This window comes from Sporosarcina sp. FA9, from assembly GCF_051550205.1.
Taxonomy (GTDB): domain Bacteria; phylum Bacillota; class Bacilli; order Bacillales_A; family Planococcaceae; genus Sporosarcina.
Window position 1 is genome coordinate 469,001 of sequence record NZ_CP188819.1, and the last position, 24,867, is coordinate 493,867.

The 24,867-nt window shown below is 39.7% G+C and carries 22 protein-coding genes and 1 riboswitch; of the genes, 14 read left to right on the forward strand and 8 right to left on the reverse strand.

Annotated elements, in window-relative coordinates:
• Window positions 1-493 precede the first annotated feature (493 nt).
• The 3 genes from ACP8HH_RS02245 to ACP8HH_RS02255 all read left to right on the forward strand — a co-directional run bounded on the left by ACP8HH_RS02245 (window position 494) and on the right by ACP8HH_RS02255 (window position 3,316).
• A complete protein-coding gene (locus ACP8HH_RS02245) occupies window positions 494-1,807 on the forward strand; it encodes a PQQ-dependent sugar dehydrogenase (RefSeq protein WP_438315276.1) in 1,314 nt (437 codons plus the stop codon).
• A 61-nt stretch (window positions 1,808-1,868) separates the two neighbouring features.
• Window positions 1,869-2,432: a hypothetical protein gene (locus tag ACP8HH_RS02250; RefSeq protein ID WP_438315279.1), complete on the forward strand. Its 564-nt coding sequence runs from the start codon at window positions 1,869-1,871 to the stop codon at window positions 2,430-2,432.
• 149 nt (window positions 2,433-2,581) lie between these two features.
• Window positions 2,582-3,316 (forward strand): MBL fold metallo-hydrolase, encoded by a 735-nt coding sequence (locus tag ACP8HH_RS02255; protein WP_438315282.1) that lies wholly within the window; start codon window positions 2,582-2,584, stop codon window positions 3,314-3,316.
• 96 nt (window positions 3,317-3,412) lie between these two features.
• Here the strand turns inward: ACP8HH_RS02255 and ACP8HH_RS02260 are convergent, their stop codons facing one another.
• Together ACP8HH_RS02260 and ACP8HH_RS02265 are read right to left on the reverse strand one after the other, a co-directional pair.
• Window positions 3,413-5,281, reverse strand: coding sequence for an S-layer homology domain-containing protein (locus ACP8HH_RS02260; RefSeq protein ID WP_438315285.1), 1,869 nt, complete (start codon window positions 5,279-5,281; stop codon window positions 3,413-3,415).
• A 363-nt stretch (window positions 5,282-5,644) separates the two neighbouring features.
• Window positions 5,645-5,881, reverse strand: a complete 237-nt coding sequence (locus ACP8HH_RS02265; protein ID WP_438315288.1) for a glutaredoxin family protein — start codon at window positions 5,879-5,881, stop codon at window positions 5,645-5,647.
• Window positions 5,882-6,100: 219 nt separating this feature from the next.
• On the opposite strand from ACP8HH_RS02265, the gene ACP8HH_RS02270 reads away from it, so the two are divergent.
• The gene (locus ACP8HH_RS02270; protein WP_438315291.1) at window positions 6,101-7,147 is read left to right on the forward strand and encodes an acyl-CoA dehydrogenase; all 1,047 of its coding nucleotides are present in this window, start codon (window positions 6,101-6,103) and stop codon (window positions 7,145-7,147) included.
• Between the two features lie 82 nt (window positions 7,148-7,229).
• On the opposite strand, the gene ACP8HH_RS02275 is transcribed toward ACP8HH_RS02270, so the two are convergent.
• Both ACP8HH_RS02275 and ACP8HH_RS02280 read right to left on the reverse strand, forming a co-directional pair.
• Window positions 7,230-7,511, reverse strand: a complete 282-nt coding sequence (locus ACP8HH_RS02275) for a hypothetical protein (RefSeq protein ID WP_438315294.1) — start codon at window positions 7,509-7,511, stop codon at window positions 7,230-7,232.
• Window positions 7,512-7,555: 44 nt separating this feature from the next.
• Window positions 7,556-7,816: a helix-turn-helix domain-containing protein gene (locus ACP8HH_RS02280; protein ID WP_438315296.1), complete on the reverse strand. Its 261-nt coding sequence runs from the start codon at window positions 7,814-7,816 to the stop codon at window positions 7,556-7,558.
• A 230-nt stretch (window positions 7,817-8,046) separates the two neighbouring features.
• Between ACP8HH_RS02280 and ACP8HH_RS02285 the strand changes: the two genes are divergently transcribed.
• Together ACP8HH_RS02285 and ACP8HH_RS02290 are read left to right on the forward strand one after the other, a co-directional pair.
• Window positions 8,047-8,700, forward strand: coding sequence for an XRE family transcriptional regulator (locus tag ACP8HH_RS02285; RefSeq protein ID WP_438315298.1), 654 nt, complete (start codon window positions 8,047-8,049; stop codon window positions 8,698-8,700).
• A gap of 104 nt (window positions 8,701-8,804) precedes the next feature.
• The gene (locus ACP8HH_RS02290) at window positions 8,805-9,458 is read left to right on the forward strand and encodes an XRE family transcriptional regulator (RefSeq protein WP_438315302.1); all 654 of its coding nucleotides are present in this window, start codon (window positions 8,805-8,807) and stop codon (window positions 9,456-9,458) included.
• Between the two features lie 82 nt (window positions 9,459-9,540).
• On the opposite strand, the gene ACP8HH_RS02295 is transcribed toward ACP8HH_RS02290, so the two are convergent.
• The 3 genes from ACP8HH_RS02295 to fdhF all read right to left on the reverse strand — a co-directional run bounded on the left by ACP8HH_RS02295 (window position 9,541) and on the right by fdhF (window position 14,957).
• On the reverse strand, window positions 9,541-11,160 hold the full coding sequence (locus ACP8HH_RS02295) for a sensor domain-containing diguanylate cyclase (RefSeq protein ID WP_438315305.1): 1,620 nt from the start codon (window positions 11,158-11,160) through the stop codon (window positions 9,541-9,543).
• Between the two features lie 368 nt (window positions 11,161-11,528).
• Window positions 11,529-12,017, reverse strand: coding sequence for a DUF1641 domain-containing protein (locus tag ACP8HH_RS02300; protein WP_438315307.1), 489 nt, complete (start codon window positions 12,015-12,017; stop codon window positions 11,529-11,531).
• A gap of 6 nt (window positions 12,018-12,023) precedes the next feature.
• Window positions 12,024-14,957: a formate dehydrogenase subunit alpha gene (fdhF, locus tag ACP8HH_RS02305; RefSeq protein ID WP_438315310.1), complete on the reverse strand. Its 2,934-nt coding sequence runs from the start codon at window positions 14,955-14,957 to the stop codon at window positions 12,024-12,026.
• Window positions 14,958-15,293: 336 nt separating this feature from the next.
• On the opposite strand from fdhF, the gene ACP8HH_RS02310 reads away from it, so the two are divergent.
• The 3 genes from ACP8HH_RS02310 to ACP8HH_RS02320 all read left to right on the forward strand — a co-directional run bounded on the left by ACP8HH_RS02310 (window position 15,294) and on the right by ACP8HH_RS02320 (window position 17,949).
• Window positions 15,294-15,638: a DUF2294 domain-containing protein gene (locus ACP8HH_RS02310; protein WP_438315313.1), complete on the forward strand. Its 345-nt coding sequence runs from the start codon at window positions 15,294-15,296 to the stop codon at window positions 15,636-15,638.
• Between the two features lie 40 nt (window positions 15,639-15,678).
• On the forward strand, window positions 15,679-16,446 hold the full coding sequence (gene fdhD / locus ACP8HH_RS02315; protein ID WP_438318975.1) for a formate dehydrogenase accessory sulfurtransferase FdhD: 768 nt from the start codon (window positions 15,679-15,681) through the stop codon (window positions 16,444-16,446).
• A gap of 210 nt (window positions 16,447-16,656) precedes the next feature.
• Window positions 16,657-17,949, forward strand: coding sequence for an L-lactate MFS transporter (locus tag ACP8HH_RS02320; protein ID WP_438318978.1), 1,293 nt, complete (start codon window positions 16,657-16,659; stop codon window positions 17,947-17,949).
• A 375-nt stretch (window positions 17,950-18,324) separates the two neighbouring features.
• Here the strand turns inward: ACP8HH_RS02320 and ACP8HH_RS02325 are convergent, their stop codons facing one another.
• Complete coding sequence (locus ACP8HH_RS02325) at window positions 18,325-19,434, reverse strand: signal peptidase I (protein WP_438315316.1); 1,110 nt, start codon at window positions 19,432-19,434, stop codon at window positions 18,325-18,327.
• A gap of 259 nt (window positions 19,435-19,693) precedes the next feature.
• Here ACP8HH_RS02325 and ACP8HH_RS02330 point away from each other — a divergent pair, with 259 nt between their 5' ends.
• The 5 genes from ACP8HH_RS02330 to ACP8HH_RS02350 all read left to right on the forward strand — a co-directional run bounded on the left by ACP8HH_RS02330 (window position 19,694) and on the right by ACP8HH_RS02350 (window position 24,751).
• Complete coding sequence (locus tag ACP8HH_RS02330) at window positions 19,694-20,224, forward strand: hypothetical protein (protein WP_438315319.1); 531 nt, start codon at window positions 19,694-19,696, stop codon at window positions 20,222-20,224.
• Between the two features lie 231 nt (window positions 20,225-20,455).
• Window positions 20,456-20,539, forward strand: a riboswitch (cyclic di-GMP riboswitch).
• 57 nt (window positions 20,540-20,596) lie between these two features.
• The gene (locus ACP8HH_RS02335) at window positions 20,597-21,319 is read left to right on the forward strand and encodes a hypothetical protein (protein WP_438315322.1); all 723 of its coding nucleotides are present in this window, start codon (window positions 20,597-20,599) and stop codon (window positions 21,317-21,319) included.
• A gap of 6 nt (window positions 21,320-21,325) precedes the next feature.
• The gene (locus ACP8HH_RS02340; RefSeq protein ID WP_438315325.1) at window positions 21,326-22,426 is read left to right on the forward strand and encodes a DUF5305 family protein; all 1,101 of its coding nucleotides are present in this window, start codon (window positions 21,326-21,328) and stop codon (window positions 22,424-22,426) included.
• Entirely contained in the window at window positions 22,401-24,116 is a 1,716-nt protein-coding gene (locus ACP8HH_RS02345; protein ID WP_438315328.1) for a sensor histidine kinase, read from the forward strand. Before ACP8HH_RS02340 ends, ACP8HH_RS02345 begins: the two co-directional genes overlap by 26 nt.
• Complete coding sequence (locus ACP8HH_RS02350) at window positions 24,116-24,751, forward strand: response regulator (protein WP_438315331.1); 636 nt, start codon at window positions 24,116-24,118, stop codon at window positions 24,749-24,751. The genes ACP8HH_RS02345 and ACP8HH_RS02350 overlap by 1 nt, the downstream gene beginning before the upstream one ends.
• Window positions 24,752-24,867 lie beyond the last annotated feature (116 nt).

The following is a 24,867-nucleotide window of genomic DNA, read 5'->3' on the forward strand; positions in this document are numbered from 1 at the left end:
CAACTATGCCAATAATTAAAACCACAAAATACTTCTTTTTTTTCGTCATTATTATGTAGTACATCCCTTTCGCGTTAACCAGTTTGTAGAAGTGATCCTTTATAATAACCAATCGGTACAAAAAATCCAACATTGTCTTTGCTGTGCGCAAATATGGTCACTAACAGTAAACTCTAGAAAAGGTATCTTCCCTCTCCAGGATACATGAATTATTTCATTTCACCTATCCATTTCAGATACGCCTTTCTTTTTCAATGAAGTGATTGTAAGTTCAAGCGAAATCATCCTGAGTGCATGCAAACTCCACTTGAGTACAAGCAAACTCCCTGGCGAGGGAAACTATGTGTTTTTTTGTATTGCAATCCGGGTTGTCTGAATAGTGTCTGAATTGTAAAGGGGACTGTCACCGCGTAAAGACCGCAAAGGAACAAACGCCCTATCCAACGCATAAGAATAGGAGAACTGACCTTAAAACAGAAAGGGGCATAAAGAAGTGAAGAACCAACTTATGCCGAATGAACGTCGATTGAATCCTAAGGATATTTCGTTACCGCCTGGATATCAGATTGACGTTTTTGCGAATGGCTTGACGACCCCCATAAATGCCTTATTCACAGACGCGGGTGAATTGTTCATTGCGGATTCGGGAATTACAGACGGCAATGGAAAGGTGTGGAAGTTAGGAGGGGGCGGGTGGATTCTCGTTGCGGACGGTTTCAATCCACCACTTACCGGAATTACGGAGCACCAAGGTAATATTTACGTCGCGCATCGCCGCTATGTAACGATGATTTTACCGGATGGGACGAAAAGGGATATTATCGAAGGTTTGCCAAGCAACGGCGACCATCACAACAACCGCGTCGTCTTTGGTCCGGATGGGAAAATGTATTTTGGGCAGGGCACCGCGACGAATAGTGGCGTTGTCGGCAAAGACAATGATTGGGTGAAGGAACATCCTTTTTTTCATGATTATGCTGGTAGCGACATCCCTCTTGTGGGCAAAAATTTCACAACGTCTAGCTTTTTATCCGGAGACAATAAAGACTCTGTAATCACAGGTGCATATTCTCCTTTTGGCATCCCGAGTACGAATGCTGAAATCGTGAAAGGAATTACGCGTGCGAGCGGAAGCATACTGCGGGCCAATCCGGACGGTTCGGAGCTGGAGTTGGTTGCATGGGGACTGCGAAATCCATTTCGACTCCGCTTTGATGCATATGATCGCCTTTTTGCCACAAATCATGGACTGGATGAACGGGGAAGCCGACCGATTGCCAACTCACCCGATGAATTTCATAGCATACAACCGTATATGTGGTACGGTTTTCCAGATTATTCGGGAGGATTGCCCGTCACAATGTCGAGTTTCAAGCCGGAAAATAAGCCCCAACCCGAATTTTTACTAGCGAATCACCCGATGCAACCTCCACAGCCCGTGACGACATTTGCGCCTCACTCGGCCATTATGGGCTTTAGCTTCAATTTGAATCCCGACTTCGGGCCCCTTCACAATGCATTTATCGCGGAATTCGGTGCGAATGATCCCATCACAACAGGCGGGAAATCGTCTCCATATGTCGGGCATCGTATTTCGTGGATTGATATGACAACGGGGCAGGTAAACTTATTTGCCATCAACAAAACGGGAATGCCTGCATCACTCACGGGTGGCGGTGGTTTTGAAAGACCGATTGACGTCATTTTCTGTCCGAAAGGCGATATGTATATTGTCGATTTCGGTATTTTCTCGGGAAGCAGTGCGGTTCCAGGCACAGGCGTTATTTGGAAAGTGACTAAGAGTTAAAGAAGTTCTTCGATATAAATGAATCAGTCGGTAACCGAGAGGAGGAAGCCGCATTTATTTAATGAAACCCGTACCTACTTTTCCGAATGACATCCATCAACATATAAAACGAAATTGGTCCCGGGCGAAAATGACGGCATACGCAGCACTTATGGCTGCATTCGCGGCCATTTTACAATCAGCTGGTGGATTGATAATTGGTATCGGATTCTTCATAAGTCCATTTGCCACCGCGCCAATTCTAATGGCCACACTCGTATCGTTTCGTTCAGGTTTGTTCACATATTTTGTGAGCATCATACTGCTGCTTTTAATTCAGCCCGCGGAATTATTTATCTTTCCATTTACTACAGGTCTGTTAGGACTTGGTTTGGGATGGTCTTTCCACACGCTTTCATCTAGCTATAAAATCGTATTCATGAATGGCGCTTCGCTATTCCTCGGTATTTGCATCCCACTATATGTACTCGGGTTTCCTGTTTTCGGACCAAGCAGCACATCTTCGACTAGCTTCACTATGCTCGTCCTATTATTCGTGTTTTCATTCGTATACAGCTGGATTTGGTTGGAATTCGGTTTATTTCTACTCCGTAAACTTCAAAGATTTGTTTTATATTCAAAGTAATATGCCTTCTAACCCGGAAATCGGTTGGAAGGCTTTTTAAATCCATTTCGGATGAAGTGAATTGTGTGGGAATTGTAAAGGGGACTGTCACCAGCTTTTCCTGTACACTCTACATATGAATAAGTATTTCTTTAGTGAGGAGAGACAGTATGAAAATTATTCCGATTGGCATATGGGGTGGGTACCCGAAAGCGAATGAAGCGACGTCTTCTTTTTTGATTGAGCACGAGGGGTTTCATTGTTTGATTGATTGTGGAAGCGGGGTTCTTGCTTCTTTGCAAAACTATTTACCTTTAGAAAAGATAGATGCGGTTGTCATTAGTCATTATCATGCGGATCATATTGCGGATATTGGAAGCCTTCAGTACAGTAGGCTTATCCAGTTTTATTTGAACAATCCATCACCTGTTTTACCGATTTACGGACATAGGCAGGACGAGGAAAACTTCGCAAAACTATCCTATAAAGAGCGAACAATCGGTGTCGAGATTTCTGAAGATGAAACCGTAGAAATTGGTCCATTTACAGTGTCCTTTTGTCGAACAATTCATCCGGCGTATTGCTTAGCAATGAAATTCACTGTTGGGGAAAATTCCATTGTGCTCACTGCAGATACAGAGTGGCGCGATGAACTCGTTGACTTTGCACGAAATGCAGATGTATTAATCAGTGAAGCGAATTTGTTTGAAGAACATATCGGCGTCGCGCCGGGCCATATGGGTGGAAGCGAAGCCGGGAAATTGGCTGCACAAGCGAATGTGAAACAACTTATGCTCACCCACTTACCTTTACACGGAAATGTCGAGGAGATTCTAGAAGCCGCAGTTCAAGAGTATAAAGGACCCACAGAACTCGCGAAAGTCGGAAAGGTGTACACGGTTTAGTTGTCTGAATAGTGTCTGAATTGTAAAGGGGACTGTCACCAAAAAAACTAAAAAAATCCCTACCAACCTTTTGCAAAAGGAGGGTAGGGATTTTTTTTAGTTTGGTCTGTACAATCCAGAATGATAATCAGTCGGATTATCAAAACGGGCAGGAGGATTCTTGTCGATGAAGTTACCCATTGGTATATAGGAAATAAAGTATTTATACGCAAATGCATCGCCTTTTGTTACTTCGACTTTAAAATGTTGCCACTGAGTCTTTTTAAGTGGATTTAAGTATATTCTTTCAACGATGAAGCGATCCGATTTCGTATCGACATTAAACGTACCTTTATAAGCAGTCCACTTGATTGTTACAGCAGGATCCGAAGTGGATGGTGACGCTTGGATGAAGTGTATAAATTCATTTCTTTCATTTTCAAGTTTCAGTGTCGATCTAAATGCGATATTGGAAACGGTTTTTAAATCGTCAATTCGGGTTTGCTGTTTTGCAAGTACAGCTTTTAATTGGGATGTATTTGCCTTTTTATCAAGATTTTCATATGCTTTTATTTTATTTTGAGCATTATTGAGCCTATTTTGTAGTGCTGAAATGGATTCGTATAGAAGAGCATCCACATCGGCCACGGTGTATCGTTCTTCCTTAAGAAGTCCATCAACCGCAACAATGGCATCCTTTTTTGCAAGATCAATGTCTGCTTGTCGTTTCTCAATTAAGTTCCATTGTTCCGTGAGAGTTTTACTCCAAACAGTTACATTGTAAAGAGGGTAGTCATTGATAACAGTAGCGACTGCACTATTTGCTACTCCCCATTTCTGTGACGCATCCAGGGCGTTTGCTGCGTTTTTTATATCTGTCGCCAATGTGTCCATCAATGTATTCGCATGTTTATATACATCCGGTGGATTTTGTGGAATTGGAATATACGGTTTGATCGGTTGACCTGGTAAATGAAATGGTACGAATTTAACTACATCGACGGTTAATTCCGCTGTAAAAGCAGTGTCTTTTACATTTCCTTTTAACGAATGTGTTCCTACTTTTAAATCTTCGCCTTTTTTATTCCATGTAACGGAATGGTCTTTTTCAGAACCATCACTGTAAATGACTGGTACTGTTTTGGGTAAATTAATGATAAGAAGTTCTGAAAAACGTATTGGCAATAAATCCTTAACATACAAAGACGTTGGTGGAAGTGGCACCGGTATTGGCTCTGGTTTAAGTACTGGTGCTGGATCCGGTTCTGGTGCAGGTGCTGGATCTGGTTTCGGTGTTGGCGTTGGATTCGGCCCACCAGGTGCAGCAACATTATTTGCATTCGTTAAAAATGTTGCAAATTGGGCGCGTGTCGTTGTCTCACCGGGACGGAAATTGGAAACAGTGGTCACATTATTTTTGGATAAAATATCAATGTACTCTCGGAATTCTGCAATAGCCAAATGATTATCAGTCACTGTAGATTGTTTTCCTGCAATATGTGTTAAATTAAAAGCATTGACCAATACTTTTGCCATCTGTTGCCGAGTCATTAAGTTATTTGGCAATAAATTATTGTTGCTCCCAGTGAAAATACCCGTTTCTTTTACAATGATTGAGTATTTATAGAGTTCATTGTCCGAATATGTGGCAGGGACATCATTAAACGGGGCGGCTTTTGAAAAATCATACCCTTCTAGCCCGACACCTGTTTTCAATAAAACTAGTTTGCCAAGGGATTTGGTAACATTTGCACGGGATAATTTATCATTCGGTCGGAAAGTTCCATCGGGATATCCACTAAGAAATCCGTTTTCATACGCTTCTAAAATTCCCGGATAATGAGAATTAGAAGGCGTGACATCTGAAAAGATTTCTTTCGCCGATACAGATTGGGGCACTAACGTCGCTAGAAATCCTAGAACCAATAGGATGCAAACAATGGACTTGAACAGTCTACTTTGAAACAATGAATCTGCATTTAGCATAATATATTCCTCTCCTATTTAGCATATTTCATTTAGTATGTATTACGAAGGTTAAGTTGAGGTAAAGAGTCTTGTGTTTCTATTGGAACGAGTTGTCTGAATAGTGTTTGAATTGTAAAGGGGACTGTCACCAATTAAAAAAGGATTCCAATAGACATGTACTGTCCGAGGAATCCTTCTTTATCAACGATTACTTCATAAACTCCATGATTATGATCGCGACACCTGTTAGAAATAAAGCTACATGACCGATGCAAATTCGTGGAAAGAGTTTACGGTTCATTTCTTTTTCAATCATCTCAGGTGTTTGTGGTGTGCATGAGCTGCAAAAAAGTGAGGTCTTTTTAAGTTTCCTCAAAATACTTATCCTTTTAAAGCTTCCTGAATCCCGTTCGTATCGAACCCGAGGATCCATTTTCCATTGAGCTCTGTTTGTGGAACACCCATTTGACCGGTTGTTTCAACTAATTTCTGTCCTGCCGCTGGATCGTTCTGAACGTTCACTTCTTTAAATGGAATGTTTTGTTCCGTTAAATAATTGGTCATCATTGAGCAATATGGACATGAAGATGTTGTGTAAACGGTAGCTGTTTTAGTCATTTCAATTTCCTCCTTCAATAATCTATACCTTTATTGTATACCCGCATAGGTATACAATCAATGAATTGAACCCAGTTCGTACCCCTAGTGTATACTGTAGAAAATGATAAATATAAAAGATTGCAAAGAGCCCTGCGTTTCTATCGAAGCAAGTTGACTGAATAGTGTTGGATTTGTATAGGGGACTGTCACCAATAAAAGAGAAATGGAGATAAAATCATGTTTAATGAATCGATTCTTGAGGATGTTAAAGCGCAAGGGGCATTGATTGAAAAGCTAGGTACACTACCAGATGAGTTGCTGCAATTTGCTTATGATGAAAAATTATTTAAGTGTTTTGTTCCGGTTGAGCTTGGTGGGAAAATGTTGGAACTGCCTGAAGCGGTTCGTGTTTTTCAAGAAGTGTCTGCACTAGATGGTAGTTTTGGGTGGCTTGTTGCAATTGGTTCGGGTGGAAATGCGTTCGTGCCGAATTTTAAAGAGCAAACGTGTATAGAACTCTTCAGTCCTAAAGAAGCGGTGATCGCGGGAAGTGCACATTCGACAGCGATTGCGGTGAAAGTAGACGGTGGCTATCGTGTGACGGGTGAGTGGAGATATTGCAGCGGTGCATCGTATGCTTCTATGTTTACGGCGAATAGTAAATTAGAAGGTACTGAGGACATTGTTACTTGTATTTTCACGCCCGATCAAGTGGACGTCATCAAAGATTGGGATGCATTTGGATTAAAAGGAACAGGGAGCCACACAATACGAGTGGAAAATGCATTTGTTCCTATAGAAAGAACGTTTGATTTAATGAAGCATGCCAATGAGTTTGGAAGTTTCGTTCATACCTTTCCATTTGTTCAGTTTAGCCAAAGTTCATTTGCGGCGGTAAGTTTGGGGATTGGACAAGGTTTTTTTGAAGAAGCAAGAAGAATACTGGAGTCGAGTAAAGATAGATGGTCAATTGGTGAGGATAATAAATATGAAGCGATTACAGCGGTTTTAGACAAAGAGCTTCTTAAATATCATCAAATAGAAACTGTTTTTTATTCGAAATTAGAGGAATTGTGGGAAACACATAAAGGGGGAAACGTACTGAAAGACGCGGATTTGAACAACTTTTCAATGGTTTGTAAAGAAGCTGCAGAAACCACGATCGGTTGTGCCAATCACCTTTTCCGACACTTCGGAATGGAAGCAGTTATGGAATCTTCACCTTTAAATCGAATTTGGAGAAATTTACATACAGCAAGTCAGCACACATTTTTAACGCCTTAAAATGAATTAAAAAATCGAGTGCCAGTCCACGATTTATAGTGGGAATCCGGTACTCAATTGATTTATTATATAAAACTTTAAGTTACTCTTCTTCAATGGATGAAAGTTCTTCAACCAACCCAAGAATATTTCGTAAAGCTATAATCCGACTGTTGAATTGTTCAGTGTTAATAATATTTTCTTTATGCATGATTTCTAAAGATTGTAAGAGGATCATGCTGTTTTTAATATAAACCCCTTTTAACTTATCTTGTTCAAGTAATTTGTAAGAGTCGGCTATATTATCTTCAAGGGACACAGACTGACCATCAATAATACTCGATAGAAGTGACTTCAAATCATGTAATGATGTTAATGTGTCCATACAAATTCCTGGCCTCCTATAAAAGTATTTTTTTGTATGTATCATTATTTAGGTTGGTTTTTTTGAGTATTGTACAACGTTACATCGCTACCGAAATAAATATACCGGGATGGGATTTGGAATACTTCCTCCAGTTTCAAAATATGCTCATAAGAGATATCGGATGAGTCTTTTTCCCAACCTTCATATTCTGCCAAGGTAACGCCTATTTTGTTCGCGAGTTCAGAAGGATTCATCCCATTCTTTAACCTTAATGAATAAATTGTCTGGATAAGATAAAAGGGTACGCCATTTTCAGAACTCAAATAAATCACTCCTTCTCTCTATATTATATTACTAATAGTGATAAATCAATACTTTAAATCGATCTATATTCCTTTTAACCTCGTTTAGTAGGGCTTTCTGTAATTTTATAGTAATATTAAAGCGCTTTTGGTAAGGTTTGGCATATTAAATACTTTTTTAAAATATGTATTGTATCCATACTCGATGCTGTATACTGAGACTAGTATGTGTGTTATGGGAGGTTTTATGCTTGGTCAATGTCGTGCAAGATTTGTTTTCGAGACGATTAAAAAGATTACGTGAAGAAAGCGGAATAACGATGGTTGAACTTGCGGGTGTGCTTGGTATGAGTCAGGCTACGATTTCTGAATGGGAAAAGGGAAATAAGTTTCCTAGAGCCGGTGCGTTACAGGGATTGGCAAATCATTTCGATGTTCCGATGGAATACTTTTTTAAAGAACAAGTTTTTCTGGTAACTGAAATGGTGAATATTCCACTGCATCCAACGATTCTTCAAAGTGCAGTGTCCAACAATGATGATCTTTCGGATGAAGATGTTAAGCAAATTAAACTACCAACGAGCCTTTTGGGGCCTTATGCAGATGAAGTAAATCTAGATGCATTTTTAGTTCCAGGAGACAGTATGAATCATCTGTTTCCGAAAGACTCCACAATCATTGTGAAAGAAATAGGACAAGCGGACTTAGTAGATGAGGATATTGTTATTTACTTTTTCGAAGATAAATATGCAATTGGTCGATTCAGAAGGAACGATGCTAGAAAAGTATTTTTGTTCAAACCGGAATCTACAAATGCTTTATTGTATGATGTAGTCATTCCTTTTGAAAAAATTCAAAATGTGAAAATTGTAGCTAAAGTCATATGGTATGGTGTTTTAATTTAACTTAGGGTGTTAAATACAGGCGTCTATTGATTCGCAACTGCACCCGAGTTGTCTGAATAGTTTCTGAGTTGTGTAGGGGACTGTCACCATTGGAGGTTTTATACATGGTCAACGCTGTACAAGATTTGTTTTCGAAACGATTAAAGAGATTGCGTGAGGCTAGCGGAATAACGATGGTTGAACTTGCCGAAGTTCTTGGAATGAGTCAGGCTACGATTTCTGAATGGGAAAAGGGGAATAAGTTTCCTAGAGCCGGCTCTTTACAAGGATTAGCTATTCATTTCGACGTTCCTTTAGAATACTTTTTTAAAGAGGAAGTCCATTTGATAACTGAAATGGTGAGCATTCCGCTGTATACAAACGTTTCCCAAAGTACACTGTTAATGTGTAATGAACGTTTGGATGAAAAAGTTGAATATATTAAACTACCAACGAGCTTTTTAGGATCTTACACTAATGAAGACAGTCTAGAAGCATTTGTAGTTTCCGAAGACGACATGGATCTTCTATTTCCGATAGGTTCAACAATTGTTGTAAAAAGAGTTGGACGAGCGGACTTAGTGGATGGGGATATTGTTGTATATTTTATCGAAGATGCATATTCGATTAGACGATTTAGAAAGAATGATGCAGAGAAAGTGTTTTTATTTAAACCAGAATCTACCAACCCTTTATTGTATGATGCGGTCATACCGTTCGAACAGATTGAGAGTATAGAAGTTGTGGCTAAAGTCATATGGTACGGTGTTTTGGTTTAACATACAGTACTTCATTCTTCATACATGAAAAAACAGCCTAGAATTCAATCGAATTCCAGGCTGTTTTTGTGATTCAACGAAGTTACCGATTGTCTTCAAGTACATTCACACGATTCTTTCCAGTCCGTTTTACATGATAAAGTGCTTCATCAGCCGTCCGAATTACGTTTCGTATATTTTCACCTGAATGCCAAACGGCCCCACCGATACTGCAACCAATGGAAACTGTTACATCTTTTAAATAGAACGGCTTGTTCACTTTGGACATCACATGTTCGCCCATCATCACAGCATTTGCATGTGGATTTTCAGTAGCAGTGAGTACAAGAATGAATTCATCCCCGCCAATTCGTGCGACCAATTCCCCCGCATTGACGCTAGATTGCAGCCTCATCCCGACTTGTTTCAATAATTGGTCACCAGTATCATGTCCGTATCGATCATTGATGGCCTTAAATCCATCTAAGTCTAAAAATAAAATCGTCACGACAGGGTAGTGCAGCTCCGCATTCTCTAAATAGGAATCCAGTGCATAGCGGTTAGGAAGTCCTGTCAGATGATCGTGTTTTACCTGACTTTCCATTTGTAAAAGCTCCGTTTCTGTTGAAGTTAAATCTGTTACGAGTTTTTGTAAGGAGTCCGATAAAATTTCGATTTCTGTAATTCCACTCTGTTTTGGTATAGAGACTTTTTCACCTGCTCGCAGTTCGTTTGCTACTTTCGTTATATTCATTAGTGGAGAAGAAATACGTCCTGCGATAAATTTCCCTATTATCGCTGATATAATAACGAAAATAATTCCGGCACTGGCGATGTATCGCATCAATTCACGAACGGGTCCATAGGCAGCAGACATTGGTTGTCGAATTAGAATCGTCCATCCTAAACCTGGATAATCATCATAACCGGCGGATTGGATATATCCGGTCAAGTATTTTTTATTGTCGGGCCAAAGTTCATTTGTCCAACCCTTCTTACCGAGTTGTGCCAATTCAACACTTTCCAAATCCAATGTTTGACCAACTGACGCATCCGGTCCGATAATAATGTCATTATGATCATGGCTAACAATAAAGATTTCCGTATTTTCCGGGTTCTTTAATGTTTCGGTAAAAGTAGTACGAACTTCCCTAAGCCGTTCATAGCTTAGATGAGTTACAAGAACACCAATGAATTCACCTTGCCCATTTCGTACAGGTGTACTAATACCGACAAATTGAATCTCTTCACCAGAAGGATTCCGCAATAAATCTGGGAGATGCACCGCTTCATGTACGTCATCGATAAATGGCTTTTCCTGTGCATTTTTAAAAGCAGGATCCTCTGAAATATCGGCTCCAACAGGAATTTCACCCGTCGATATCACAACAATTCCATCCCGGTTCGCAAAACCAATCCAGGAGAACGCAGAAAAATTCTCTTTTAATTTAGTGACTAACAAGCGTGTTTCGTCCTGACTTTTCGGTTTTCTTAAATCGGCTATATTACTTAGTAACTGCACATTTTCATATCGAGACCACATATATTGATCCAATTGGTTGGACATAATATGAGCAGTTTCACCTAAAGCGTTGCCGATTTCTTCTTCTACTATATTCGTAGAACGATAACCTATAATAATACTCAAAAGTAAAATGGAAAGGGAGGCAATAGCGACCAATGTAAGTGTAATTCGAGTGGATAAGCTAGTGGAACGTTTCATGGAATTCACCTCGAATTCTATTGTATTTAAGACTATAATATCATCTCTTAAGTGTCGATTCATACAGACCTATGTCTCATTTTGTCGAAATAAATGAGTAATTTGGAAATACAGTAATGGTTCAAAAGATTTTAACCCCTTGAAAATTCACGTAGTACCTTACAAACCAAATCATCCTCTTCACTCGAGTTGTCAGAATGGTGTCTGAATTGTAAAGGGGACTGTCACCCCAAGACCCAAAAAGACCCAAAAAGAAAAGAGAAGTCCATTCGTTCAAATTCGAACGAATGGACTTCTCTTAATTTGAAATGGAGTCAGAATAGTGTCCGAATTGTAAAGGGGACTGTCACCCAACCAACCCAACCAACTCAAGAATGATCTTTGTCTAGCCCTTTGCCCATTCCTTTTAAGAAATGCATTCCAAATTGAATAGCGCGGTTAATGTCCGGGTCGTTGATTGATTTCATTAAAGTGAATAAACCGACCTTTTGACCGTTTCCATTTTGTAATTCTGCTTCATCAAGTCCACTCTTTACACTTGCGGCTAGTTTCACAGTTACCTCGGGGTCAATCGATGTCAGCATGCCCGACACATTTATCAAATGGTTAATCAAATTGGTGATTGGCTCCCGCGACACTTGGTGAACGGTGATTTTAGCTATGTCATCTCTCGCTTTTAGCATCGCCTGAGCCGCATCAAGTATCCCTATGTCATTTAGTTCCCCAGTTATTTCTAGTATCTTATTAAGCGCCTGCTCCTGTTCGGCGATTAGCGACGTTAGTTCCAGAAGTTTCTTTTGTTGAAGTTCTTCTGCAGTAAATTCATTCAACTTAATAGAAGTAATTGGTGCCGCCATAATACCTCACCTTTCCTTATTTGTTGTTAAGTGCACATATCCCGGGCGCTCCCATTTCTTTTCTACTTCAACGCCGTTTTGTGGGTGGCGCTTTTTGTTGCGCTGATTTGTCTTTGGTAATGGGTTAGGGCCGTCTTTTTGAAGTACTTCCATATATACTTTTGTTTGTTTGAATGCTGGTGTATTTGTTCGTTCATCGGTGGCGGGACCCGTTAAGAAGTTAATAGCTGTTTCTTTTTCAACCGAGTTCATCGGTAGAAACAGTTCATTTTTTTTCACCCGGTCCGTTACGAGTGCTGGTAGTTTTAATGCACCATACGGGGAAACTAAGCGAACGATTGAGCCGCTAAGTACGCCACGTTCTTTCGCAAGTTCCGGTGAAACTTCAACAAACACTTCCGGTATTTCTGCCTGAATACCAGCGGACTTATTCGTTAGATTGCCTTCGTGAAAATGCTCAAGTAATCGCCCATTATTAATGTGTAAATCGTATTCATCCGGAAATACAACTGGCTCTACCCAGTCAGAAAGTGCAAAACGTGCTTTTTTATCTGGGAAATTAAATCCATCTTTATAGAGTAGTTCAGTACTTGAGCCATCTAAACTGCCCCATAAAAAGCTGTCCCAACCTTCCAATACACTATAATCTGCTTGACTGAAAATAGGTGACAAACCTGCCATTTCCGAGAAAATTTCGCTTGGATGGCTATAATTCCACCCCGCACCAAGGCGGTTCGCAATTTCTTGAACGATCCACCAGTCGGCACGTGCGTCTCCCATTTCAGGCAGTGCTTTATATAAACGTTGCACACGTCTTTCTGTATTTGTAAAAGTTCCATCTTTTTCAAGTGATGGAACAGCCGGCAAAATCACATCGGCATATTCCGCCGTCCTTGAAAAGAATATGTCCTGCACAACGAGGAATTCAAGCTTTGACAATACGTCATGTACATGGTTTGCGTTTGAATCGACAAGCGCCATGTCTTCACCAACAACATACATGGCTTTCATGACACCTTCATCAACTGAATGAAGCATCTGGATGTTATCAAGCCCTGGTTTTCCATCAATTTTAACGCCGTATGCTTTTTCAAATTTCTGCCTAGCCACGTCATCGGTTACATGCTGATAACCCGGTAACCACCCTGGAAGCGAGCCCATATCACATGCGCCTTGTACGTTGTTATGCCCGCGAAGCGGATATGCACCCGCGCCGGGACGACGATAGTTTCCTGTTGCAAGCAATAAATTGGAAATGGCCGCGGACGTGTCTGAACCACCCGTATTTTGTGTGACACCCATTCCCCAAAGAATACATGTACCGTCAGCATCGCGGATCATTTCCGCTGTTTCAATCAACATCTGTTTAGATACACCGGTCACCACTTCGGCATAGTCAAGTGTGTATCGCTTTAGTACATCCTTAAATTCATCGAATGAATGAACATTTTCTTTAATGAATTCTTCATCATGCCAACCCTGATCAATCGTGTATTTCGTCACTGCCATTAGCCATACTTGATCTGTTCCTTGCTTCGGGCTCATAAAGATATCCGAACGGTCTGCCATTTCATTTTTTCGTAAATCGGCAACAATTAATTTTTGGCCGTGTAATTTATGTGCACGTTTCACACGAGTAGCAAGTACAGGGTGGCCTTCAGCTGGATTTGCGCCGACAATTATGACTAGTCCCGCTTCTGCAATATCTTTAATTGTCCCGGCATCTCCTCCCATACCTACCGTGCGAAACAGGCCGTCTGTTGCTGGAGACTGACAGTAGCGCGAACAGTTATCTACATTATTTGTTTCAAACACTTGGCGGGCGAGCTTTTGAATTACGTAGTTTTCCTCATTCGTAATCTTTGACGAGGATATAACGCCGATACCGTCTTTTCCGTGCTCTTTTTTAATTGTGCCTAGCCTTAGGGCAACAAGGTCAAGTGCTTCTTCCCATGTGGCTTCAACGAAGGAGTCTCCCTTACGAATAAGTGGCGTTGTAATTCGTTGATCACTGTTAACGAAATCCCACCCAAATTTACCTTTAACACATGTCGATATTGCGTTTACCGGTGCCTCCGAAACGGGCTGGATTTTCAATATTTTTCGATCTTTCGTCCATACTTCGAACGAACAACCAACACCGCAGAAAGTACATACTGTTTTTGTTTTTTTCGTTCTTGTATCTCGCATGGCCGCCTCAACATCCGATACAGCCATAATTCCGCTGTATCCCGGCTCAACGTCTTTGACAAGCTCTATCATTGGAGTCATAATTTCTTCTTTAATTCCGGTCATAAATCCAGCCTCACCAAGCATTGATTTTTCCATAAGCGCATTACATGGACAAACAGTAATACAGTGACCACAGCCAACACACGACGAGTCATTAATTTTGGCGCCACCATCCCAAAGTACGATTGGACGATCCCTCTGCCAATCCATCGATAAAGTTTCATTCACCTGTAAGTCCTGGCATACTTCCACACATTGCCCACAAGCAATACACTGGTCGGGATCATAACGATAAAATGGATGCGTGAAATCGATACCACTTGTCTCGGTCTTCGGCTTATAGGGATATTTTTGATGTTCAATTTCCATCATGTCCACTGTATTGTGTATTTTACAATTACCATTATTGTTATCGCATACGGTGCAGTAGAGTAGATGATTTTCCAGAATCCGGTCCATCGCCTCTGTCTGTGCGGCTTTGGCATTTACGGATGAAAGCGAGATGTTCATTCCGGAAACTGCTTTCGTTGAGCAAGCCCGCAAAAGTTGTCCATCCACTTCAACAATACATGTATCACACGTCTCAATCGGGTCAACTTCAGGCAAATAACAAATTTGCGGGTGGGAAACTTTATAATTATTAAGTACTTGAAGTATTGTCATGCCGTTTTCAAAGTTATAATTGGTTTCATTAATTGTAATAGACATTGTATTTCCTCCATTTCATAATCACAATGGTTCAACCACTTTTCAAAGTTCTTTTAAACCCAAAGCGAAGAATTCTTTCCCGTATATGCGGGATAAAAAAAACCACCAAGAAAAATACCCCAAAACGTTGGGTGTATTTTTATGGTGGAATAGTATTTTAGCAGGGCTTGCTAAATCGCCAATCCAAATTTAAGATAGATAGGATAGTAACGCAGCAGATGTTTCATACTACGTTACCATCTTTTCAAGTAAGTATAAGCCATATTATAAGAATAAACAATATACTTTCAAACTATTTAGTTTTTATTTATTTTTTTAGTATAAAGGAGAGAGAAAATGTCCAAAAAAACGCATGATTTTAATGATATTATCAGGAAACTACGAAAAGATTTATTTGGTAAAGGACCGGAACGAATCCATACAATTTTTGTAGAAAACATGGCAATCTCAACTCTTTATGGTAACCTAACGCCAACAGAAAAGTTTATTGCTAGTACACCAGAAGGTAAAGAAATGGTGCATTCAGCAAGGACCAGCATGATTCAAGCCGTTTATAAAAAAGCACCACCAGCGGGTTTAGAGGACCTTGTTGGTGCTAAATTTGTTTATCTATTTTCGGATATTAAAGTTGAAGAAGATATGGCGGTGTCTGTTTTCTATTTTGATAAGCCAATTCAGTAACAAAAAGGAGGGGAAGTCGGTGGAACAAACCCAAAAGCGGATAATTCATCGGTTTAGGAATGGCCGCTTAGAAGAAAAGGAAGATCATGTCGCCGTGGAACAACCCGTAACGATTAAAATCAACGGGAATGAATTTATGACAATCGTATGCACTCCAGAATATATCGAAGACATGGTGGTCGGCTTTTTGGCCTCTGAACGGGTAATCCGCAAGTATGAGGAAATTAAAGAAATACGACTGGACAGGGAAACGAATTTTGTCCATATCAAAACAGACAAACTTTATCCCTATTATGAAAAACTGAAAAGTAAACGATACATCACATCATGTTGTGGAATGAGCCGGCAAGGATTCGTGTTTGCAAATGATGCACTGACGGCAAAAAAGATGACGGAAACGCGTGTGACACTGACACCGGAAGAGTGCTTTAGTTTGATGGGGAAAATGGAGAAAACCGCAGATATGTTTCGCCATACCGGCGGGGTACATAATGCAGCGTTATGTGACCGAGATGGAATTGTTTTGTCAAGAATGGATATCGGGCGTCACAATGCACTTGATAAAATATATGGCTACTGCTTAAAACACAATATTTCGGTTCTAGATAAAGTTATTGTTTTTAGTGGCAGAATCTCATCGGAAATTTTATTGAAAGTGGCAAAAATAGGCTGTGAGGTGGTACTTTCAAAATCTGCACCAACCGGGCTCGCGCTGGAACTGGCGGAGGATCTTGGAATTACGACTGTGGGTTTTATACGCGGCGACTCATTCAATTTATACACGCATCCTAGGCGTATTATTATCTAGTAAAATATTACTATTTTGTATTAATTAATAATTCTGTTGATGACAAGTATTTAAAAGAGTGGTAGGGTTACTGAAAGTTGGATGTATTTTGAATACATTCCTACTTTTGGTTTTGATATGTTACATTGCAAGACGGTAAAAACAACCATTTTCAAGCTGTTTTTAAAAAGGAATTGCAGAATATTTTTTTAAAAAAAGGAGGAGAAAGTAATTAAAAAGTCCAAAAATAGGTGGCTTATCGCCTTATCCGCAGTTGGAATTCACATTTCTATTGGTTCGGTTTATGCTTGGAGTAACTTTACAAATCCGCTGATTGAGCAATTTGGCTGGACAACGAGTCAGGTTCAGCTAACATTCAGTATAGCCATTTTATTTCTCGGACTGTCTGCAGCATTTCTAGGCCACTTTGTGGAGAAATATGGACCCAGAGCATCTGGGATTCTAGCGGCTGCTTTTTTTGGTACAGGCGTAATTGGCTCGGGATTTGCTGTTGGCGCTTCCTCGCTACCCCTTCTTTACGTATTTTACGGGGTAATCGGCGGTATAGGCCTTGGTCTTGGTTATATTGCACCAGTTTCAACGCTTGTTAAATGGTTCCCGGATCGTCGCGGACTTGCAACTGGGCTTGCAATTATGGGATTCGGCTTTGCTGCAGCTATAAGTAGCCCAATTATGGAAGTACTGATTACTTCAGTTGGACTGAAACAAACATTTTTTATTTTGGGCACTGCATATCTTTTAATTATGATTGTATCTTCTTTATACCTTGAAAAACCTGCGGAAGGTTGGGCACCGGCTGGCTTCGAAGAAAAGATAAAGTCCGGAAAAGTTGAGAAAAAACATGACTTGGCCCAATTAACAGCTAACGAATCCGTAAAAACAAAGAGATTTTACTATTTGTGGCTAATGCTCTTTATTAATGTAACGTGCGGGATTGCTATTTTATCAGCCGCGAAACCGCTTGCAATAGACAGTATTGGCATGACAACTGTTCAAGCGGCCGCACTTGTTGGCGTACTAGGTATTTTCAACGGTGCAGGAAGATTAGGATGGGCATCCATTTCCGACTATATCGGAAGGCCTAATACGTACACTGCGTTTTTCGTCATACAATTTTGCTTGTTTGCGATGTTGCCGTTCACAACGAACGCAATCTTTTTCCAAATAATGCTTGCAATTATTTACACATGTTATGGTGGTGGATTTTCGTCGATTCCTGCCTATATTGCAGACATTTTTGGTACAAAACAACTGGGAGCAATCCACGGGTATATTTTAACTGCATGGTCAGCAGCGGGTCTTGCGGGCCCAATGTTTGCAGCCTGGATGAAAGATACGACGGGAAGTTACGAAAGCAGTTTGCTGTTTTTCGCGGGACTGTTTGCTGTTGCATTCGTCATTTCCATATTAATTAGAGTCGATATTAGAAAAGTTGAAAAGCAAAAAGCCGCACTGCTACCAGTCGGAAAAGTATTACAACCCGTAAGGAAACTTGCGAACTAAATACCTATATACGACACGCTTTAAACAGTTGTCGGACAACTAGTACTGTGGGTATTTAGGTCTAGGAAGTATGGTCTTTAAACCAAATAATCGTCAGGTAGGCTGTTTTCATGTGCCAGTCACTTATACAACTACCGAAGAAAGTCCCTCGATTCGTAAGGAATCAAAGGACTTTTTTCCGTGGGGCTGTTAGAGTTGTGTTGGAATTGTGCAGGGGACTGTCACCCAAAGAGACCCTGGTTGGACTAAATAAAAATTGGTTGCACTAACCCGATGTTTGGTTGGACTAACGCAAGATTCGTACAACGAGTGAGAAATAATCTAAAGGAATCTGAATAGTGTCCAAGTTTCTTGGGGGACTGTCACCCCAAAAACTTAGAAAGTTAAGATACTCTTAATCTTCCTCTTCTTCTTTCCTAATAATTTCATCATCCTTCTTCTCATTTTTCCATCAATAATCGGGTAAATAATTAAGGGTAGTCCCGGTACAATCGAAACTACCGCAAGCGCTAGCCAATAACTTTTTTGTGCAAGGAAGTAGATAAAGGAGGACGGCAAAAATGGATAAAACAATCCTACTTGAATAGATGATTCATACATGCCGGGCTTTTCAGCATTTACAGTAAAGGTTGTTTCGATGTTCTGACCCGGTGCAAGTAGCAAATTAGTATGGCTTACACTAATTTGCTTATCATCCGTAGTAATCGTGCCAATTAGTTTGAAGAATCCTCCATTATTAAGTTCCGCTAATGGTTGTGAAACCTCATCGCCAACCTTTAAAATGCCAACTGCACTACCCATTAAAACACCATTGCTTTGATTAGACACTTCATAGACAAGGTTTATTTTTTGACCGGAAGCAAGCATTGTTGCCCCCATAATAACGTAAATCGTTAATCCAGCTACTATATAGATCAATTGCAATTCCATACCATTATTTTTCTTCCGACTTTTTTTCTGCCCAGATGTTAACTCGCCAATTCCGATAATAATTGCAAGAACAACCGCGATGCCGGGAAGTGTATAGGGACTGCTTTGATACTCTTCCACCCAAAGCGATAAGTAGCCTATTTTCGGGATGACAATCGGAGTTTCTCCTATTGTAACTGCTCGTCCAGCAATCCATTCTCGTTCAATCAGTCCACTACCGTCCTGCTGATCCGTAGTTTTATTGGCATCTCCTTTTGTAATAAAACCTTTATCAGCATTTCCATCTACTACACGGTGAGCAATCCACCCCTTATCGGCAAGACTTCCTTTTTCCGTTTTGAAAAAGACAATGTCTCCATTTTGTACTGTGTCATTTTCCTTTAAGTTCTTGATGATCACCATATCCCCGCGCTCCCAAACAGGGTGCATACTATTCGAACGAATGACAGTAAGCAAAACGGGCTCTTTTGCAATAGCAGAGCCTACAGCTGCAATTAATGTACATAAGATGCCGATTGCCAATAAAGTGTTAAGTATCCTTGAAAATATCTTCATAGAATTCCCCCTCTCCTTAATATTATTGTAAATCTACGGAATATTAACCCCTCTTAAGTAGAATTGATCTGGTACAAAAGTGCACCATCTCTATTCTGAAGGAGTAGATTGAGGTATAAGAAAGTGGATAACAATAGTAGACAAACGATATTTGAAAACCCCTCTTAAGAGTGAGGATAACCAATAGTAATCCTCCTATACTTAAAGTAGTTCCAAAAACGGTGAAGAGCCGAAAAAAACTATTGGAGGAGATTTACAGATGAAGATGAAAAAAGGACTAATGATGGTGGTACTACTACTAGCACTCTCAAGCGTGATGGCGGCAATGTCTTATTCGTCAGCTAAGGTAACAAATGCGATGACAGGTTCAGTTAAGTCAACAGAGGACTCGCTCGTATCACTTAGACTGACGAATACACCACACGATGCAGCAAAGATTGTAGAAGGCGATTTAATTCTTGATTTTCACAATTATCGAGGCGGAAATAAGTTTGGAATGCAAAAAAATAGTGAATATATCTGGAATGACTTATTCTTAATTAAAAACAACTCCGAAAATCCAGTTAATCTTACAATCACTACGGAGAAGCACCTAAACAGAGGACATAACATTTTTGTGAAAACTGGTGATTCTGATTGGAAAAGGATTAGCGGAAATGATGTTGCTGAATTTAATGGATGGGATGTTGCGTCTCAACGAAATGTATCCATCAAAATAGTACTAGATGATAATGCGAGAATGCTTGAATTTACTCCAAACCTAATTGTTAATAGTTCTGATGCTAGATAAATAAATAAGTAACATTAAAACAGTGCAAAGGAAATTTTTAGAGCACAAATGCTGGGAACCTTTTCTTGATATTCTATCGAGAAAAGGTTCTTTTAATTATTATGAAAGATTGAAAAAGTATATAGACTATGACACGTGCATATAATGACATCACCGCCTCTATTTAGACAAAAATAGAATCTGGAGAACCGCACGAAGTAACGTAATATTCACAAACGTTTGGTTATACTAAACTATATAGGAAACTGTGAAGTACGTCCCGCATTTGGGCACCTAGGGCGTATGGAGTTATTGGTGCAACCGGCCTGATTAAAATTGGACATTTTGTCCAACTTTAGTTGGGCTTTTATTATGAAATCGGGAGGGAATTTATTGAAACGGTTTTTTTCTTTATCAGCGCTTTTATTGGCCATTACATTTTTACTTTTCAATAGTAACAGTTTTACAACCGCTGAAATAAAAAATGAGGCAACGCTATCTGTCGTTTCAGAGGAAAATGCTCTTATTGCAATAGAGTATGAAGAAGGGGGAATATTTACAGTCACCAATAATACTGAAAAAACAATCGAGATAGAAAGTGTCCAGTTAACAAGTGGTTCCGGGAACGACATTATTAATACCGATTATGCGTCTATAAATCCTGGGGGATCTAGTCAGTTTACGATTATCGGAGATCCAGAGCCTTTATATGGCACCACGATTCAATTAATGGCTAGTTGGAACGGTGGAAGTGCAGAAATACAATCAATGATTCCCGAATCTACAATAGCTCAATGGGTTCAAGAATTCATAGCGGAAGATTTGAAACTAGAATTATTCAATGGAATAGCGACTTTAGAAATGTGCGAGGAAAAAGCAACTTCAGAAATAGATGATGAAAAAACGACTCCAGAAATGTGCAAAGAAAAAGTTGCTTCCGAAAATGATGAAGACAAAGCAGTAGAAACAATGGAAGAAGAGACAGTCGATGAAACGAACGTCACAGAACCAATTGATGAAGAATCACTCACAGAAATGGAAGATGAAACCGAAAGTACTGATATAGAAGAAGAACCCGCAGTAGAAACCGCAGCAAATAATAAATCAGGAGAGTGATTGCAATTGAGTAGATTCCTAGATAGTTTATTCAAAGGAAACACTAAAAAAAGAATAGTCATCTTAGCACCACTGCTCCTGATTTTCGCGGCGATAGCAGTTTACTCTATGTTTACGCCCCTGCTTACAAGTAATGAGACCGTGGTCAACAGCGTGCAAATTGGGACAAGCTATGAGTATAAGGCGGTAATTACGCCGAATATCCTGTACCCTAACGGAGGAACTGTTGATGCAGGGGATACCATTTTCAAGAAAATCACAACCGCGATTCCACTTGACATAAAATCTACAATCGTCGCCGATCAGGAAGTCGTTGCAAAGGGTACGTACGAAGTGGAATTGCTCATTAAAGCGAACGATCTTTGGGAGAGGTCCTTTCCGTTGGATGAAAAAAGGTCCTTTGATTTAAAAGGTACTGAGCTGTCGATTATTGACGGCACATTTACGATTGATCTTAATAAAATGAATCGATTTATTACACAAGTAGAAGAGGAAACGGGTATTAAGCCTTCCCAATATGTATTTGAAGTGACTCCAAATATTATAGGAGAGATTCAATTCGGTGGACAGGAAAAAAATATAGATCTGGGTGACAAGCTCATTTTTGATTATATGTATGATGAACTTGTACTTTCGAGTGAAAAAGCATTTACATCGGTGAATACCTTTAGTTCAGTTGAAACAATTTCGAATGCATTTTTTGGATTGCCTATTGAACAAACACGAATTGTTTCTACAATCATATCGATACTACTACTTCTGTTCATTCTTATTACAATTAAAAACGTAACGCCTATTCGCAACAAGTCAACAGCTTTACAATCCGACAAAATCAATAAAAAGTACAGCAATCGCATTATTCAAGTCTCGCAAAAGGTAAGCGATGCTCAGAAAACAATTATTTCTATGTACTCATTTAAATCAATCCTTAAAATCGCTGATGAAAAAGAGTTGCCGATTTTTTGCCATAAGATGTATGGAGATGGGAATGCGGTCTATTTTATTGTTGATGGGGATTATGTATATGACTACGAAACTGTTAAATCAACCGTAACTACTAGTACCGAAAAAGTTTCAGGAAGTGAAAAGGCTTATGCAGACGGTTAATCGCTTTACTCACCTATTCAGCAAGAAACCGCCAAATCGAATGCAGTTGCTTTTATTATATCGGTATATTTCATTAGGACTCAGTTCCTTGTTCTTTTATTTATTCGGTCCCGAGTCTCCTTTTATATTTAACGTTGTGGTGATTGGTACACTCTTTTTTGCTGCTTTAATTCTTACGGATTTACAAAAAAGATACGAAGGAAATCACAATGCTTTAAAAACCGTAGTGATGGTAGAAATCATTGGTTTGACTTTGCTGTTAATTCCAACGGGTGGCATTTCAAGCGTGTTTATATGGTATGCGCTCAATCCAGTACTTGTGGCAGCCTTTTTCCTTACGCCGAAGTTTTGTTTTGCAGTGCTAACGATTTACCTAAGCAGTGCTACCTTTATTACCCACAACCTGTTTCAATTCGATCTATTGATCATTATCCAAGAAAATTCCTACTTTTATTTAGTTTGTTTACTTATTACTTTGCTTGCAAGACTCTTTTCTGGGCTCGCAAATGATTTGGATTCAAAGGCTTTTCTTCTGAAAATACAGCAAAATGAACTCTTGGAAGTAAATGCCGAATTGGCAGAAACAAACAAGAAGTATGAGGAAACGTTAGAGCATATCCTGTCTCTTTATCACTTAGTCGATACCTTTTCATCTAATAAGAATCCTGAAAAACTCATCCATGAAATTAATAAATCACTGATGAGCTGTACGCAAAGCACGGAATCGTTCTTTTGGTTAACGGACGTACATCATCAGAACAGTTATCTTGCAAATTCAACAAAAAATCCAGTTTTAGAGATAGATCTTAGAAAAGAATGGAACGATTTACGTGGAACGAAAGAGCCCTTTATTTATCAAATTAACAATCAACAGTTCTTAATGAAAATCATTAGAACTTCAACGAACGTAGGTGTGCTGGGGGTAAAAGCAACAGGTTATGCCGAAGGTTCGTTACTCGGTCGAACGTTTGAGTATATTGCTAATTTAAGTGAAATCATGCTTGAACGGATACACATGGATCAAATGGCAGGCCAAATGCTCGTAGTCGAGGAGCAAAACCGCATTGCCAATGAAATTCATGACAGTGTATCTCAAAGGCTGTTTGGAATCGTGTATTCCTTGCACAATTTGGAAGTCAAAAACAAAAATAGTCCAAATAATGAGCTGAATGAAGAGTTCAAGTTTATAGCACAATCGGCAAGTACAACCATTAAAGAACTTCGGGCAGCCATTTACCAGCTCAGCTCCGTAAAAAATGGCGGAAAACCATTTTATGTACGACTGAAAACATATTTAGATGAATATGCAAAACTAAACGATATTCACATTAATTATCAAATTACGGGCAATGAAACTCTACTTTCGGATGAGCTGAAAAATGCGCTGTATCGGATTATATGTGAGGCTTGTGGAAATTCAGTAAGACATGGAAAATGCAGCACAATTGAACTCGAATTATCAGTAATGGAGAATCAAACAGTTCTTGCCATTAAGGACGATGGATTGGGAATAATTCAGCAATCCATTGGTTTGAATGAGGAAAAAGGCATCGGTCTTTTAAATATAAAAAGGTTAGTCTCGACGTTTTCAGGTACATTTTCAATTGACGGAAAAACTATGCAGGGCACAGAACTCATTATTGCAATTCCTACAATAAAAACATTGAAGGAAGAAGAGGTGGCTGGTTAATGAAAGTTGTCATTGTTGATGATCATCCTTTAGTTCGGAAAGGGTTGAAATCCCTACTTACTTTAGATGGATCCATGGAAGTTCTTGGCGAAGCGACAAATAGTAGAGAGGCACTGCATTTATTCAGCTCGGTCAAACCCGACTTGGCAATTGTTGATCTTCGATTAGGATTAGAGTCCGGCTTAGATTTAATAGAAGAGGCCCTTGGACAAGGTATTGAGTGCAAGTTTGTTGTGTTCACTTCTTCTTCAAATGAGGAAAACTTTAGAAGGGCGAAGGAAATAGGGGTTGCTGGTTATATTTTAAAAGAGGCATTTCCAGACGAGTTGCTGAATGCCTTACGAATGATTGGTAGGGGACGAAAGTATTACGATCCGGGTGTGCTGGATATGATTATGAAGTCGAGTACTTTTTATGGAAACCACGACTACAAGGAACAATTAACGCCTAGGGAAAAGGAAGTGTTAATTGAAATGGGCAAAGGCTTTTCCAACAAAGAGATTTCAAAGAGTTTATTCATCACTGAATACACGGTAAAAAAACATGTGAGTCAAGTATTAGCGAAACTAAACCTAGCGGACCGAACACGCGCCGCACTCTATGCGAACGCTAATGGGTTTGTGACTTATGTATAGTTGTGTGGGTGTTGCGTGGGTTGCTTGGGTGACAGTCCCCTGAGCAATTTAGACACAATTCCGATTCTAGTTCATTTTGAGTTGGTGACTACTTGGGGAACTGTCATCGCAAGACA

Coding starts and splice junctions, on each gene's coding strand:
- ACP8HH_RS02250 (WP_438315279.1), top strand. CDS start 1,869: ATGAAACCCGTACCTACTTTTCCGAATGACATCCATCAACATATAAAA.
- ACP8HH_RS02255 (WP_438315282.1), top strand. CDS start 2,582: ATGAAAATTATTCCGATTGGCATATGGGGTGGGTACCCGAAAGCGAAT.
- ACP8HH_RS02260 (WP_438315285.1), bottom strand. CDS start 5,281: ATGCTAAATGCAGATTCATTGTTTCAAAGTAGACTGTTCAAGTCCATT.
- ACP8HH_RS02265 (WP_438315288.1), bottom strand. CDS start 5,881: ATGACTAAAACAGCTACCGTTTACACAACATCTTCATGTCCATATTGC.
- ACP8HH_RS02270 (WP_438315291.1), top strand. CDS start 6,101: ATGTTTAATGAATCGATTCTTGAGGATGTTAAAGCGCAAGGGGCATTG.
- ACP8HH_RS02275 (WP_438315294.1), bottom strand. CDS start 7,511: ATGGACACATTAACATCATTACATGATTTGAAGTCACTTCTATCGAGT.
- ACP8HH_RS02290 (WP_438315302.1), top strand. CDS start 8,805: ATGGTCAACGCTGTACAAGATTTGTTTTCGAAACGATTAAAGAGATTG.
- ACP8HH_RS02295 (WP_438315305.1), bottom strand. CDS start 11,160: ATGAAACGTTCCACTAGCTTATCCACTCGAATTACACTTACATTGGTC.
- ACP8HH_RS02300 (WP_438315307.1), bottom strand. CDS start 12,017: ATGGCGGCACCAATTACTTCTATTAAGTTGAATGAATTTACTGCAGAA.
- fdhF (WP_438315310.1), bottom strand. CDS start 14,957: ATGTCTATTACAATTAATGAAACCAATTATAACTTTGAAAACGGCATG.
- ACP8HH_RS02310 (WP_438315313.1), top strand. CDS start 15,294: ATGTCCAAAAAAACGCATGATTTTAATGATATTATCAGGAAACTACGA.
- ACP8HH_RS02325 (WP_438315316.1), bottom strand. CDS start 19,434: ATGAAGATATTTTCAAGGATACTTAACACTTTATTGGCAATCGGCATC.
- ACP8HH_RS02330 (WP_438315319.1), top strand. CDS start 19,694: ATGAAGATGAAAAAAGGACTAATGATGGTGGTACTACTACTAGCACTC.
- ACP8HH_RS02350 (WP_438315331.1), top strand. CDS start 24,116: ATGAAAGTTGTCATTGTTGATGATCATCCTTTAGTTCGGAAAGGGTTG.